General features: G+C 72.9%; 15 protein-coding genes. 11 read left to right on the top strand and 4 right to left on the bottom strand.

From position 1 onward, the window contains the following. Window positions 1-8: 8 nt before the first annotated feature. Complete coding sequence (locus tag ACYVKF_RS19040; protein ID WP_056914886.1) at window positions 9-1,724, bottom strand: DEDD exonuclease domain-containing protein; 1,716 nt, start codon at window positions 1,722-1,724, stop codon at window positions 9-11. A 196-nt stretch (window positions 1,725-1,920) separates the two neighbouring features. On the opposite strand from ACYVKF_RS19040, the gene ACYVKF_RS19035 reads away from it, so the two are divergent. The 4 genes from ACYVKF_RS19035 to ACYVKF_RS19020 all read left to right on the top strand — a co-directional run bounded on the left by ACYVKF_RS19035 (window position 1,921) and on the right by ACYVKF_RS19020 (window position 4,913). Then, window positions 1,921-2,142 (top strand): hypothetical protein, encoded by a 222-nt coding sequence (locus ACYVKF_RS19035; protein WP_056917156.1) that lies wholly within the window; start codon window positions 1,921-1,923, stop codon window positions 2,140-2,142. A gap of 189 nt (window positions 2,143-2,331) precedes the next feature. Further along, window positions 2,332-3,543, top strand: coding sequence for a hypothetical protein (locus tag ACYVKF_RS19030; RefSeq protein ID WP_460968526.1), 1,212 nt, complete (start codon window positions 2,332-2,334; stop codon window positions 3,541-3,543). Then, window positions 3,540-4,055, top strand: coding sequence for an NUDIX hydrolase (locus ACYVKF_RS19025; protein WP_056914883.1), 516 nt, complete (start codon window positions 3,540-3,542; stop codon window positions 4,053-4,055). Before ACYVKF_RS19030 ends, ACYVKF_RS19025 begins: the two co-directional genes overlap by 4 nt. A gap of 168 nt (window positions 4,056-4,223) precedes the next feature. Further along, window positions 4,224-4,913 carry a snapalysin family zinc-dependent metalloprotease gene (locus ACYVKF_RS19020; RefSeq protein ID WP_056914882.1) on the top strand — a complete coding sequence of 230 codons (690 nt, stop codon included), beginning with the start codon at window positions 4,224-4,226 and terminating at the stop codon, window positions 4,911-4,913. A gap of 3 nt (window positions 4,914-4,916) precedes the next feature. On the opposite strand, the gene ACYVKF_RS19015 is transcribed toward ACYVKF_RS19020, so the two are convergent. Next, window positions 4,917-6,293 carry a hypothetical protein gene (locus ACYVKF_RS19015; RefSeq protein WP_460968523.1) on the bottom strand — a complete coding sequence of 459 codons (1,377 nt, stop codon included), beginning with the start codon at window positions 6,291-6,293 and terminating at the stop codon, window positions 4,917-4,919. A 16-nt stretch (window positions 6,294-6,309) separates the two neighbouring features. Then, the gene (locus ACYVKF_RS19010) at window positions 6,310-8,109 is read right to left on the bottom strand and encodes an AMP-dependent synthetase/ligase (protein ID WP_460968521.1); all 1,800 of its coding nucleotides are present in this window, start codon (window positions 8,107-8,109) and stop codon (window positions 6,310-6,312) included. A 130-nt stretch (window positions 8,110-8,239) separates the two neighbouring features. Here ACYVKF_RS19010 and ACYVKF_RS19005 point away from each other — a divergent pair, with 130 nt between their 5' ends. The 7 genes from ACYVKF_RS19005 to ACYVKF_RS18975 are packed head-to-tail and all read left to right on the top strand — an operon-like array spanning window position 8,240 to window position 13,446. Further along, a complete protein-coding gene (locus ACYVKF_RS19005; RefSeq protein WP_460968519.1) occupies window positions 8,240-8,590 on the top strand; it encodes a hypothetical protein in 351 nt (116 codons plus the stop codon). A 10-nt stretch (window positions 8,591-8,600) separates the two neighbouring features. Beyond that, window positions 8,601-9,047, top strand: a complete 447-nt coding sequence (locus tag ACYVKF_RS19000) for an SRPBCC family protein (RefSeq protein ID WP_056914878.1) — start codon at window positions 8,601-8,603, stop codon at window positions 9,045-9,047. Between the two features lie 24 nt (window positions 9,048-9,071). Beyond that, window positions 9,072-10,307: an ArsA family ATPase gene (locus ACYVKF_RS18995; RefSeq protein WP_460968517.1), complete on the top strand. Its 1,236-nt coding sequence runs from the start codon at window positions 9,072-9,074 to the stop codon at window positions 10,305-10,307. Continuing rightward, a complete protein-coding gene (locus tag ACYVKF_RS18990; protein ID WP_460968515.1) occupies window positions 10,300-10,833 on the top strand; it encodes a hypothetical protein in 534 nt (177 codons plus the stop codon). Before ACYVKF_RS18995 ends, ACYVKF_RS18990 begins: the two co-directional genes overlap by 8 nt. Then, window positions 10,830-11,786, top strand: coding sequence for an ROK family glucokinase (locus ACYVKF_RS18985; protein WP_056914875.1), 957 nt, complete (start codon window positions 10,830-10,832; stop codon window positions 11,784-11,786). The genes ACYVKF_RS18990 and ACYVKF_RS18985 overlap by 4 nt, the downstream gene beginning before the upstream one ends. Beyond that, window positions 11,783-12,748: an ROK family glucokinase gene (locus ACYVKF_RS18980; RefSeq protein WP_460968513.1), complete on the top strand. Its 966-nt coding sequence runs from the start codon at window positions 11,783-11,785 to the stop codon at window positions 12,746-12,748. The genes ACYVKF_RS18985 and ACYVKF_RS18980 overlap by 4 nt, the downstream gene beginning before the upstream one ends. Beyond that, window positions 12,745-13,446 (top strand): endonuclease/exonuclease/phosphatase family protein, encoded by a 702-nt coding sequence (locus tag ACYVKF_RS18975; protein ID WP_460968511.1) that lies wholly within the window; start codon window positions 12,745-12,747, stop codon window positions 13,444-13,446. The genes ACYVKF_RS18980 and ACYVKF_RS18975 overlap by 4 nt, the downstream gene beginning before the upstream one ends. A 42-nt stretch (window positions 13,447-13,488) precedes the next feature. Here the strand turns inward: ACYVKF_RS18975 and ACYVKF_RS18970 are convergent, their stop codons facing one another. Beyond that, window positions 13,489-13,980, bottom strand: a complete 492-nt coding sequence (locus ACYVKF_RS18970) for a hypothetical protein (protein ID WP_056914872.1) — start codon at window positions 13,978-13,980, stop codon at window positions 13,489-13,491. Window positions 13,981-14,002: the final 22 nt, after the last annotated feature.

Raw genomic sequence — 14,002 nt, 5'->3', positions numbered from 1 at the left:
CCGCGGCGTCAGGATGCGGCGACGAAGGCGGAGCGCTGGGACCGTTCGGCCGTCCCCTCAAGCGCGGCGCGGGCACCGGCTGCGCCACCGACGGGGCAGGTCCACTCGCCGTCGACGTCGACGACCCTGACTCCGGGCTGCTCGAGCCAGCGCAGGATCTTCTCGGTCTCCTCGGGGATCGCGGCCGGTGCCGGCCACGGTGCGGGCAGGACCACCTCGGCCGCCTGGCGCATCGCCTCGACGTAGGGCATCGGGTCGGCGCCGCGCGGGGAGATCGTGGAGGCGGCGAGGCGTCCGTGACGGACCACGACCAGCTCCCACCCGCCCGCGGCGGCCCGGCGGGCGGCGACGATCTCCGGGCTGGCGGCGAGGGGCGCGATGCGCTGCGCCCGCGCCATACCGCGGACGAGCGCGAGGAGGCGGTCACGCAGGGTGCCGGCGTCCTCGTACCGCTCCTGCTCGGCGAGGGAGCCCATCCGGCCGCGCAGGGCGGTGACCACGTCCCGGGAGTCGCCGACGAGGGCGTGCACGGCGTCCTGGACGACCACGTCGTACTGCTGGACGGACTGGGCGCCGGTGCAGGGCGCGCCGCAACGGCCCATGTCGGCGAGGGCGCACGACCCGACGAACCTCGTGGGGGAGAGCCGCTGGACGCACTGCCGCAACGGGATCACCTCGTGGACGGCGGCGACGGCCGCCTCGGCGGAGGAACGGCTGCCGAAGGGGCCGATGTACTTCGCGCCGTCGGCCCGGACCTCGCGCACGATCGACAGGCGGGGGAAGGCCTCGACGGTGAGCTTCACCCAGGTGGCGCGCTCGGGGGTCTTCGATCGCCGGTTGTAGCGCGGCTTGTGCTCGGCGATGAGGCGCAGCTCGCGGACCTCGGCCTCGAGGGTCGTGGCGCACACGACCGGGGTGACGCTCTCGGCGAGGCGCACCATCTCGGCCATCCGTGAGCGGTGCTCGGACGCCGTGAAGTAGCTGCGCACCCGGGTCCGGATGTTGACGGAGGTGCCGACGTAGAGGACGCGGCCGGCGCCGTCCTTGAACAGGTAGACCCCCGGTTGGTCGGGCAGCCCGTCGGCGAGCCAGCGCTTGCGGCGCTGCGCCGGGCTGACCCTGGAGGTGTAGCTCGAGAGCTCCTCGAGGGTGTGGACCCCGAGGCTGCCGACCCGGCCGATGAGGGCGTGCAGGACGTCCACGGTGGCGCGCGCGTCGTGCAGCGCCCGGTGGTCGGGGGTGGTCTGCGCGCCGAACAGCGCCGCGAGCGTGGACAGCTTGTGGTTGCGGGCCTCGTCGCGGGGGACCAGCTGACGCGCCAGGTGGACGGTGTCGAGGACCGTGTGGCGGGGCCACTCGATGCCCTGCAGGGACGCGGCCATCTTGAGGAACCCGATGTCGAAGCGCGCGTTGTGCGCCACCAGCACGGTGCCGGCGGCGAACTCCATGAACGCGGGCAGGGCCGACTCGATGCGCGGGGCGTCGGCCACCATCGCCGTCGTGATGCCGGTGAGCGCCTGGATGAAGGGGGGGATGGGCAGGTGCGGGTTGACCAGGGTCTGGAACTCGCCGAGCACCTCGCCGCCGCGGACCTTCACCGCCCCGATCTCGGTGATCGCGGAGTCGGCCGGGCTGCCACCGGTGGTCTCGAGGTCGACGACGACGAACGTGACATCGGCCAACGCCGTGCCCAAGTCGTCGAAGGTGCCCTGGACCATCTGCATGTCCCCGACGGTATGCCGGTGGTGTGACAGCCCGACGCAGGCGCGCGGGTCCGGACGGTGCGGCGTCGGGGGCGACGGGGAGAGCAGCCCGGATGGCGTCGGAGGGCGCTGTCGGTGGCGTCTCGTAGCGTCGTCGTCAGGTGGAAGTGGTCCACCGGGTACACCGACAGCTGACGACGAAGAAGGGGTGATCGCGATGATCATCGACTGCCAGAGCTGCCCCGTGCGTGACCTGCACTGCGACGACTGCATGGTCACGGCGCTGCTCACCCCCTCGAGCGCGGAGCTGCCGCTCGACGCCGCCGAGCGGCTGGCCGTGACGCGGTTCGCGGCGGCCGGGCTGGTGTCGGCGCACGAGGCCGGCGACGTCAGCGCTCGGCGCGAGCCGTGGGCCGCCCACGTCCGCGCCGTCGGCTGAGCGATCCCGTCCCGCCGTCCTGCCTACGATGGGCCGGTGCGGACCAGGGCGGGACAGCGGCGAGTCGCCTCGGTGGCGACCGGCCTGACCTGTGTGACCTGCCTGATCCTGACGCTCTCGTCCTGCTCGGACGACGGGCCCCGCTCCTCCGGGTCCTCGTCCGCGTCTTCTGCGCCGTCTGCGTCGGGGGTGACCACCCAGCAGGGTTCGGGCACCCCGACGGTCGACCGCGAGGAGGCGCTCGCCGCCCTCCTCGACCGTCGGGCGCGCGCCGTCAGGGAGCACGACCGCGCAGCCTTCCGGGCCACCCTCGACGACCCGGCCTCGGGGTTCGGGCTGCGACAGCTGCAACAGTTCGACGCGCTCACGAAGCTGCCGCTCGGGACCTTCCGGTACGGCACCCCCGAGCCCGCGCCGCCGCTGTCGACCGACCGCGTCGCCCAGCTCGGTCCCGATGCCTGGGTCTCCAGGGTCGGCGGGCGCTACAGCCTGGCCGGGTTCGACACCGGCACCAGGGAGTTCGAGTCCTACTTCACCGTGGTCCGGCGGGCTGGCGGGTGGAAGCTGGTCGACGACACCGACGGTGGCACCCAGGTGCAGGTGTGGGACCTGCCGGACCTCGCGGTGGCGCGCAGCGCGACGACGCTGGTCATCGGGTCGGGGCCGGCCAGCCGGTTGCGGCCCTACCTCCAGCTCGGGGACCGCGCGGTGGCGGGCGTGCGCGCGGTCTGGACGCCCCGCTGGAACGCCCGACTGGTCCTCGTGGTCCCGGCGACCTCCGGCCAGATGGCCGAGCAGGTCGGACAGGACCCCACGGCGGTGGCCCAGGTGGCTGCCGTCACCGACGGCCCCTTCGACCCGACGGGGCGGACGGGGACCGACCGGGTGGTCATCAACCCGGAGGCGTTCGCGACGCTCGAGCGGACGGGCCAGCAGGTCGTCACCACCCACGAGGCCACGCACGTGGCCATCCGGGCGACGACGACCAGGCAGGTGCCCCTGTGGCTCTCCGAGGGGATGGCGGACTACGTCGGGTACCGCGACGTCGACGCCACCCGACAACGGATCGCTGCAGCGCTCCTGCAGAAGGTCCGGGCCGGCACCGGGCCGACCGCGCTGCCCACCGCCGGTGACTTCGACCCCGGACGTTCCACGATCGCCCCGAGCTACAACGCCGCGTGGCTCGCGGTGTGCCGCATCGTCGACCGGCACGGCGAGGCCGGGCTGGTGCGGTTCTACCTCGACGTGGCGACCGTTCCCGGAGCCGCGAGCGGCTCGACGAACACCTCGGTCGACCCCGACGCCGACGCGCGGGTGGCCTTCACGACCATCCTGCGGACCACCGAGCCCGCCTTCACCCGCGACTGGCTGGCGTACCTGCGCCGCCTGGCCGCGTCGTGACCCGCGAGCACGTCGGCACCGACCGGGCCGGGGACGACGACGTGGCGGAGGTGGTGCACCGGCGTGCCGCGCGGGTCGTCGTCGTGGATGCCGACGGGTACGTCCTGATGATCAAGGGGTTCGACCCGCACCGCCCGGAGGACCCGTACTGGTACACCGTGGGCGGGGGCGTCGAGCCGGGGGAGAGCGACCGGCAGGCGGCGGTCCGGGAGGTCTGGGAGGAGACCGGAGCCACCATCACCGGTGACGACCTCCTCGGGCCGGTGCACGCCGACCGGGGCACCTTCTCGTTCGAGGGGCGCACCATCCACCAGGAGCAGGTCTTCTACGGCTGGGTGACCGAGCGGTTCCCCGCGGAGCCGTCGGCGCTCGAGGAGCTCGAGGTGCGCTCGACGATCCGGATCGACTGGATCGAGCCGGCGCAGACCAGGGCCGCAGGTGAGGCGGTCTACCCCGTGATCCTGGAGCAGCTGGTGGAGGACGTCATCGAGGCCGCGGCGACGCGCTCCTGACCTTCCAGACCTGCCGCACACGCGGCATACGTCGATCTGTCGGGCTCTGGCCAAGCCTTGACCCGGACATTTCGGGCAGCCGAACTCCCGCCGGTTAGGAATGGAGGAGTGCCGCCGGCAACCGGCCGACGACACCGACCTGACACCGATCCCACCAGGAGCCTGGACATGTCGAAGTACCGCCTCACCCTCGCCGCGGCAGCCGCCGCACTCGCCTCCGGAACCGCGTTCGCCGCGGCGCCGGCCCCGGTCGGTGCAGCAGCGGCCCCTGACGGCGCGGCCACCGTCGCCCGGTCGAGCAGCTACCTGCCGAACGAGCGTGAGAAGGCGCAGAACGAGCGGCTCCAGAGGAACCTCGACGCCGCGATCGCCAAGGCGGCCAAGGACAAGGCCGCCGGCCGTCAGTCCGCCGCCTCCGCCGTGACGACGATCTACTACGACGACGCGAACGCCCCGTCCTTCAACTCCCTCATCGACCAGGGCGCGGCGATCTGGAACTCCCGCGTCAGCAACGTCCGACTCGTCCAGGGCAACTCCTCGAACGCCAGCCTCGCCTACTACGAGGGCAGCGACCCGAGCGGCTCCTACTACTCCGGCGACGGCCACGGGAGCGGCTACATCTTCCTCGACTACGACCAGGCGAACACCTACGCGCCGCAGCGCATCGTCACGCACGAGACCGGTCACGCGCTCGGCCTGCCCGACCGCTACACGCAGCCGTGCTCCAAGCTCATGTCCGGCGGTGGCCCCGGCCCGTCGTGCACCAACCCCTACCCGGACTCCGTCGAGGCGTCCGAGGTGAACACCCTCTGGGCCAACGGCTTCGCCGCCGTGGGGACCTTCGCGAAGGTCGGCTGACCCTCAGGGAGCCGCGGCCTCTCGCGACGACCGGGCGCGCCCCCCACCCACGTGGGCGGGCGCGCCCTGCTGCGCCCCGTCGCCCGGCACCGTGGCCGCTGCAGGCACGCGCACGGCGAGTGAGACCACGACCAGCGCGCCGACCAGCCAGAACTGGTTGTAGAAGGCCTGTTTGTTGACGAGGTTCGCCACGAGCAGCACCAGGGCCAGCCAGCGCAGCACCTGACCGAGGTCGGGCTGGCGCCGCCGTACCGTCCAGACCACGGCGGCGAGGGTGCCGAGGACGACCACGCCCGTGACGTAGAACGGCAGGGTCACACCAAAGGTGTTCAGCGCCAACAGGTACAGCGTGTTCGCGAACTTGATGGGGTGGAACGACAGCAGCAGCGTGATGGTGTCGTGCACGAAGTCGGGAGGGCTCGCGAGGAACCACGGCGCGATGAGGACCCCCGTCAGCGCGCCCGTCGCGAGGGTCCGCTGCCAGCCGAACGGCCGCCACACGAGCAGCACGGGGAGCAGCAGCGCGAGGTGCTGCTTGCTCGCGCACGCCAGCGCCAGGGGGACGACCGCCCACCACGCCTTGTCGCGCTGCACGAGGACGGCCCACCACACGATCCCGGTGAGCAGCAGCGGTTCGGTCCAGGCCTGGTCGAGCTGGGTGAGGGTGCCCGGGGCCAGGAGCAGCAGGGCGGTCGCCGCCGCCGCGGTCCAGGTATGGCGCGCCAGCAGCCAGACCCCCGTGACGCCGACCAGGGTCCAGACGGCCAGGGCCCAGCGGACGTCGCCGGCGATCCAGCGGCCGGGGGCGAGCAGCACCGCCGTCCACGGCAGGTAGGTGAAGGCGTCCTGGATGCCGGGGGAGCCGGTCCAGTTCATGGCATAGAAGTTCTCGCCCCTGGCGATGCCGTCGCTGGCCTGCTGGAGGGTGATCCAGACGTCGATGCGCGGGCGCGGTGAGGAGATGACGGCGGTCGCGGCGGCGACGACATACGCGAGGACCGCGGTGGCCCCGGCCGCCCGCGCGGCGCGCACCGCGCCGCGGCCACGGGACCACAGCAGCGCCGCGCACACAAGGGGTCCGGCCACGAGCGCGCTGGTCGCGACGGCGAGGCCGGTGGGGGCGAGGTAGCTGAACAGCGGGACCGCCAGTGTCGCCAGCGCGGCGCCACTGAGGGCGAGGGCGACAGCCGGCCCGGTCAGGCGCACCTGCCAGCCGCGCCACTGCCACAGCGCCAGGGCGACGGTGGCCAGCGTGAGCGTGGCGACGATCGGGATGCGGTAGCGCACGACGCTCCACTGCAGGACCGTGAAGAACACCAGCCAGGCCACCGCGAGGACGGTGGCCCGGCTGGACGGGCGCGTGCGGGTGCCGGAGGGCATGCCTAGACCGTAGAGGTCACTCCCGTGCGCCGGAGTACAGGCCCTCCACCTGGTCGTGGAAGTCCTTCATGACGATGTTGCGCTTGAGCTTCAGGCTCGGGGTCAGGTAGCCGTTGTCCTCGGTGAAGTCGCCCTCCAGGACGGCGAACTTCCGGATCGACTCCGCCTTGGAGACCGACTTGTTGGCGTCGTCCACGGCGTCCTGCAGGGCCTTGAGCACGGTCTCGTCGGTGCGGGCCTGCTCGAAGGTCACCCCGGGGATGCCGTTGTTCTTGGCCCAGGCGGGGTACATCTCCTCGTCCAGGGTGATGAGCGCGGCGATGAACGGCTTCTGGTCGCCCACGACGATGCACTGCGACACCAGGGGGTGGGCCCGGAGCCGGTCCTCGAGGGCGGCAGGGGCGACGTTCTTGCCGCCGGCGGTGACGAGCAGCTCCTTCTTGCGACCGGTGATCTTGAGGTAGCCGTCCTCGTCGAGCTCGCCGATGTCGCCGGTGTGGAACCAGCCGTCCTGCATGGCGCCCGAGGTCGCCTCGTCGTTGTTGTGGTAGCTGGCGAAGACGTTGTTGCCACGGATGAGGATCTCGCCGTCGTCGGCGATGCGGATGCCGACCCCGGGCAGCGGCGCGCCGACCGTGCCGATCTTGACGCGGTCCGGGACGTTCACGGTCGCGGGAGCCGTGGTCTCGGTCAGGCCGTAGCCCTCGAGGACGGTGACGCCGATGCCGCGGAAGAAGTGGCCGAGCCGGGTGCCGAGCGGGGCGCCACCGGACACGGCATACATGACCTGGCCGCCCATCGCCGCACGGAGCTTGCCGTAGACGAGCTTGTCGAACACCCCGTGCCTGACCTTGAGGGCCAGGCCCGCGCCACCGGTGTCCTGCGCGGTCGACCAGGCGATGGCGGTGTCGGCGGCGGTCGCGAAGATCTTGCCCTTGCCGTCGGCGGTCGCCTTGGCCTCGGCGGAGTTGTAGATCTTCTCGAAGACGCGCGGCACGGAGAGGATGAAGGTCGGCTTGAACTCGCCGAAGTCCTCGAGCAGGTTCTTGATGTCGGCGCTGTGGCCCATCTTGGCCTCGCCGGTGACGCAGAGGACCTGGATGAAGCGCGCGAAGACGTGCGCGAGGGGGAGGAACAGCAGCGTCGAGGCGTTGTCGGCCTTGACGACCTCCTTGAGCTTGGTGATCGCGTTGTCGGCGAGCGCCATGAAGTTGTCGTGGGTGAGCTGGACGCCCTTGGGGCGGCCGGTGGTGCCCGAGGTGTAGATGATCGTGGCGGTGCTGGCGCGGTTGACCCCCGCCGTCGCCGCGGCGAGCGTGTCGTCGCCGACGTCGCTCCCGGCCTTCTTCAGGTCGGCGATCGCGCCCGCGTCCACTTGCCAGACGTGGTCGAGGCCGGGCAGGTCACCGCGGACCTCGTCGAGGGTGGCCTGGTGCGACGGCGTCTCCAGCATGATGGCGCGGGCGCCGGAGTCGGCGAGGATCCACGCCACCTGCTCGGCCGACGACGTCTCGTAGATGGGGACGGTCACGCCACCGGCGGTCCAGACGGCGAAGTCGGTGAGCGTCCACTCGTAGCGCGTCTTGCACATGATGGCGACGCGGTCGCCGGGCGTGATGCCCGAGGCGATCAGGCCCTTGGCCACCGCCCGCACGTCGTCGTTGAACTCACCCGCCGTGACCTCGACCCAGCCGGAGCCCTCCTTGCGGGAGAACGCGACGTTCTGGGGGTTGTTGGCCGCGTTGCGGGCGGGCAGGTCGGCAAGGCTGCCCTCCGTGGTGGGCTCGACGAGTGGGGGCGCGACGTGTTCCTGCACGGAGTCTCCTTTGACGGCGGCATCACTGGCCTGAGGGGCCAGGGCCCTCAGGACCACAGCCTACCGATGGGTAGCTGCCGTGGGGAGGGCGCGTCGTGACGAGTCACGTGAGGTGCGGAACACTGGCGGCGTGAAGGACTCGCGCATCGACGTCGTGGACGAGACCTTCGTCGACGCCCCGCCGGCCGTCATCCGTCAACGGGTCGGCGACGAGGCGTGGGCGCAGCAGGTCTGGCCGCACGTCCGGCGCGAGGTCGTCCGCGACCGGGGCGTCAAGGGCATCCGCTGGGCCGTGACGGGTCAGGTCTCCGGTGAGATGGAGGTGTGGATCGAGCCCTGGTGGGACGGCGCCATCGTCCACCACTACCTGCGCGGCCACCGCCAGCCCGGTGCACCCCGTGACGTGGCCACGCGCCACACGCTGCGGTGGAAGCGGGCCGTGCACGGACTGAAGGACGGGCTCGAGGGGAACTCGTTGTAGCCTTCGGCGCATGGCCGACCGCACCGAATCCAGCATCGACATCGCCGCCACCCCCGGCGAGGTCCTGGACGTCATCGCCGACTTCGAGAGCTACCCGGAGTGGGCCACCGAGGTGAAGAAGGTCAGCGTCCTCACCGAGGAGGGCGACGGCTGGGCCGACCAGGTGCAGTTCACCCTGGACGCCGGCGCGATCAAGGACACCTACGTCCTCGACTACGAGTGGGACGTGACCAAGGACGGCACCGGGGTCGTGTCCTGGTCGCTGGTCGAGGCCAACGTCCTCAAGGCCATGAACGGCTCGTACACCCTTGCAGCGCAAGGGAAGACGGGTACGACGGTGACGTACCGCCTCGCCGTCGACGTGAAGATCCCCATGCTCGGGATGCTCAAGCGCAAGGCCGAGAAGGTCATCATCGACACCGCGCTCAAGGAGCTCAAGAAGCGCGTCGAGGGCTGACCCGGCGCCAGCCGGGGCACACCCATGCGCGTCATCCTCTTCACCGGCAAGGGCGGGGTGGGCAAGACCACGACCGCCGCGGCGACGGCCGTCCGCGCGGCCCGCGGCGGCGTCAAGACCCTCGTCATGTCGACCGACGCCGCGCACTCCCTCGGTGACGCGCTCGGGGTCCCGCTCGGGGCGGCCGAAGCCGGCCAGCCGGTCGAGGTGGAGCCCGGGCTGTCGGCCCTGCAGATCAGCCCACCGCACCTGCTGGGTGAGTCGTGGCGGGTCGTGCAGGACTACCTCCTGTCGGTCCTCGGCACCCTCGGCATCGACACCGTCGTCGCGGAGGAGCTGACCCGCCTGCCCGGCGCCGAGGAGGTCGCGGCGCTGCTCGAGATGCGGGCCCAGGTCGACTCCGGCCCCTGGGACCTCGTCGTCGTCGACTGCGCGCCCACGGCCGAGACGTTGCGACTGCTCGCCCTCCCCGAGGCGCTCGCGTGGCACCTCGACCGCCTGCTGCCCGCGCAGCGGGGCCTGATCCGGACCCTGCGCCCCGCGGCGGCAGCGGCAGCCGGGGTCCCGCTGCCTGCCCCCGAGGTCATCGAGGCGGTCACCGGGTGGCAGCGCCAGATGCGCCAGGTCCACCGGATCCTCACCGGCGAAGAGACGTCCGTGCGCCTGGTGCTGACCCCCGAGCGCGTCGTCATCGCCGAGTCGCGCCGGACGTGGACGTCCTTGTCGTTGTACGGGTTCGTCGTCGACGCCGTCGTGGTCAACCGCGTGTTCCCGGACGCGGGGGTGCCGGAACGGACCTCGACCGACACCGTCCCCGACCCGTGGCGCAGTGGCTGGAACACCGCCCAGCAGGCCGGTCTGGTCGAGGTCCGCGAGTCGTTCGCCGGCCTGCCTGTCGTCGTCGCGCCCTACCTGGCTGCCGAGCCCATCGGCGTCGAGGCGCTCGCCGCGCTCGGCCGGTCCCACGGCGACGGCACGGACGACGCCCGGGACCTGCTCGCGCCCGTCACCCACCGCGGCATGACCGTCGAGCGCACCGACGAGGGCTTCACCCTGACCCTGCCGCTGCCCCTCGCGCACGCCCGCGACCTCGGCCTCCAGCGGCGCGGCGACGAGCTGCTCGTCGCCGTGGGCGAGCACCGCCGGGTCCTCACCCTCCCCGCGGCTCTGCAACGATGCGTGGTCGACGGAGCCTCCGTGCGTGACGGGCTGCTGCGGATCCGCTTCGTCCCCGACGAGGAGGTGTGGCCCCGTGGCTGACCGGACCGAGCACGAGGACGGCCGTCCCCCGGTGGGTTCGGTCGCGGACGAGGCCGCTCGGCTGCTCGACGCCCTGGGGGGCTGGGTGAGCACGAGCGGGTATGCCGCCGGACCACCGCGTGCCGCCGGGCCGCCCCGCGCCTCTGCCCCGACCGGGGCGGGTGGCCCTGACGACCCCTCCGACGGGGCGCCGGGACCGGTGCCGCCGGAGGATGCGCCGTCGCACCCGGTCGGCCACTGCGACCAGTGCGGTGCCGCCAACGGAACCGGTCAGGCGCTCACCTGCCAGTGGTGCCCCGTGTGCCAGGGCATCGGCCTGCTGCGCTCGGTGCGGCCGGAGACGGTCGAGCGCCTCGCTGACCTCGCGGGAGCGCTGGCCAGCGCCCTGCGTGACGTCGCCGGCCACACCCGCGGCGCGGGTGGGGCGACCGACGGCGCGCCGCCACCGCACGACCCGCGGGCCCGCGGCACGCGGGTGCAGGACATCACCATCGAGGACGAGGACCAAGGGAGCGCGACGCGATGAGCGTGACGATCGGCGTGGACATCGGCGGCACGAAGATCGCGGCCGGTGTCGTCTCGGCGACCGGCGAGATCCTCGCGAGGGCCCGCCGCGACACCCCCGCGCAGGACCCCGACCAGATCGCGCACGACGTGGCCGACCTCGTCACCGAGCTCGCCGGGCCGCGCGGTGACGTCGTCGCCGTGGGGGTGGCGTGCGCCGGCTTCGTCGACCGCACCGGCTCGACGGTCCTCTTCGCCCCGAACCTGGCGTGGCGCGACGAGCCGCTCAAGCGTCGGCTCGAGGCGCTCGTGGAGTTCCCCGTCATCATCGAGAACGACGCCAACGCGGCCGCGTGGGGCGAGTTCCGGTACGGCGCCGCCCACGAGGCCGACGACATGGTGCTGGTCACCGTCGGCACCGGGATCGGTGGCGGCGTGGTCGTCGACTCGCGGCTGCTGCGCGGTGCGTACGGCGTGGGCGGCGAGCTCGGCCACATGCGGGTCGTGCCCGACGGCATCAGGTGCGGCTGCGGCAACCGCGGCTGCTGGGAGGTCTATGCCTCGGGCAACGCCCTGGTCCGCGAGGCCCGCGAGCTGGTGGCGTCCGGGACGCCGCACGGTGCCGCTCTCTCCGAGGCCTGCGGCGGCGACCCGGCGGCCCTGCGCGGCCACGACGTCACCACCGTCGCGCAGGCCGGGGACGCGGCGGCCGTCGAGCTGCTCGCCGACCTCGGGCGCTGGCTGGGGGAGGGCGCCGCCTCGGTCTCCGCGATCCTCGACCCGGAGCTCATCGTCATCGGTGGGGGCGTCGTCGCCGCGGGCGACCTGCTCATGGAGCCGGCGCGGGCGGCATACGGGAGGCAGCTGACGGGCCGCGGGCACCGACCGGTGGCAGAGTTCGTCCCGGCCGCGCTCGGCAACGACGCGGGTCTCATCGGCGCCGCGGCGCTCGCGGCGGAGGGGATCGGTTCATGAGCGAACGGCTCGCGGTCGGCATCGACATCGGTGGCACCAAGGTCGCCGGCGGCCTCGTGGCCGAGGACGGCACGATCGTCGCCCGTGCCCGGCGCGACACCCCGCACCGCTCCAAGAGCCCCGGGGTCGTCGAGAACACCATCGTCGAGGTCGTCACCGAGCTGCTCGACCTGGCGCGGGACGAGGTCGTCGCGGTCGGCATCGGTGCTGCGGGCTTCGTCGCGGCCGACCGGGCGACCGTCGTCTTCGCCCCCCACCTGTCCTGGCGCGGGGAGCCGCTCGAGGCGAACCTGCAGCGCCGGGTCCCCGTGCCGATCTCCGTCGACAACGACGCCAACGCGGCGGCCTGGGCGGAGTGGCGGTTCGGTGCGGCGCAGGGCGAGACCCACCTGATGATGATCACGCTCGGCACCGGGATCGGCGGCGCGCTGCTGTTCGACGGACAGGTCGTGCGCGGCAAGTACGGCATCGCCGGGGAGTTCGGCCACATGCAGGTCGTGCCGGGCGGCCAGCGCTGCGAGTGCGGCAACCGCGGCTGCTGGGAGCAGTACGCCTCCGGGAACGCCCTCGTCCGGGAGGCGCGTTCGCTGATGACCGCGAACAGCCCGGTGGCCTCCGACCTGCTGGCCCGGGTCGAGGGTGACCCGCTGGCCCTCACCGGCCCGCTCATCACCGAGGCCGCCCAGGAGGGGGACCCGACGGCGACCGAGCTGCTCGGGGAGATCGGCACCTGGCTCGGTGTCGGCATCGCCAACCTGGCCGCGGCCTTCGACCCCGGGACGTTCGTCATCGGTGGTGGCGTCAGCGCAGCGGGCGACCTCCTGCTCGACCCGGCGCGCACGACGTTCCGTCGCCACCTCACCGGTCGCGGCTACCGGCCGGAGGCGCGCATCGTCGCCGCCCAGCTCGGCAACGACGCGGGCCTGATCGGGGCGGCCGACCTGGCCCGTCGCGACGCATGACCACGATGCGGGTGGCGTCCTACAACCTCAAGGACCTCACCCTCGACCGGCACGCGGCCGCCCGCGTCATCCGGGCGATCGACCCCGACGTGCTGTGCCTGCAGGAGGTGCCGCGTCGCCTGTTCGGGTCGTGGCAGGTGTCGTCCTTCGCGGCCGAGTGCGGCCTGTACTGGTCGGGGCGTCACCGTGGCAGCGGCGGCACCACCATCCTCACCTCCCTGCGCGTCGACGTCCGGGAGTCGCGGCACCACCGGTTGCGGGTGGCCGCGCTGCAACGCACCCGTGGGTATGCCGTGGCGCGCGTCGCGCCCGCGGGTCACGAGCCGCTCGTGGTCGCGTCGGTCCACCTCAGCCTCGACGCGGCCGAGCGCGAGCGGCACGCCGGGGTGATCCTCGAGGGGGTGTCCGGCGGTGGCCCGGTCCTGCTCGCCGGAGACCTCAACGAGGGAGAGACCGGTCGCGCGTGGCAGCTCTTCGCCGCGCCGCTGCGCCTCGTCTCGCCGACGGCACCCACCTACCCGGCCAAGGCTCCCCGCACGCTGCTCGACGTGGTGTTCGCCTCCCGCGACGTGACGGTCCTTCCGCACCGTGCGGTGCCGCTGGACGAGGCCGACCTCGTCGCGGCCAGCGACCACCGACCGACCTGGGTCGACCTCGAGCTGGACCCGGACCCGAGCCAGGTGCCCGACCCGGCCTGAGGCAGGGCGAGGCAGGGAAGGGAGGCGTGGCGAGCGCCTCGGTCAGACGCGGGCCCCGTTGTCGGGGTCGTGCTCGTCGCGGTCGTGCGGCTGGCGCAGGACGAGCAGGACGAAACCACCCACGGTCAGCACGACGGCTGCGAGGGTCCACCAGCCACTGACCTGGGGGCGGAACAGCACCAGCCAGAGCACGAGCAGCGGTCCGACGACCAGCCCGACGACGATGCCCCAGAAGTGCAGGTCCTCCTGCGGAGGCAGGGGGGCGGTGGGGCCGGGCTCGAAGTGCTCCTCGTCGTCGAGGTCGACGAGCTCGGCCGGTGGGGTGTCCTGCTCGGGCTCCGGGGTGACGGGAGGCGGCTCGACCTCGGCGCCGCGCCACACGACGAACGGACGGGTCGGCGGCGGGTTGACGTGGGTGTCGGGCTCGAGCGGCGGGTTGACGCCGCTGTGGTGCGGCTTGTCCGGCAGCGACTCGACGTCGTCCCAGTGCGCGACGATGTCCGCGAACTGTGCGTCGACGTCCTTGTCGCCCATGACGGTCCTGCTTCCTGCTGGG

This window comes from Pedococcus soli, assembly GCF_054782575.1.
The sequence above is the reverse complement of the archived record's forward strand: the minus strand, read 5'-3'. Positions and strand labels throughout refer to the sequence as shown.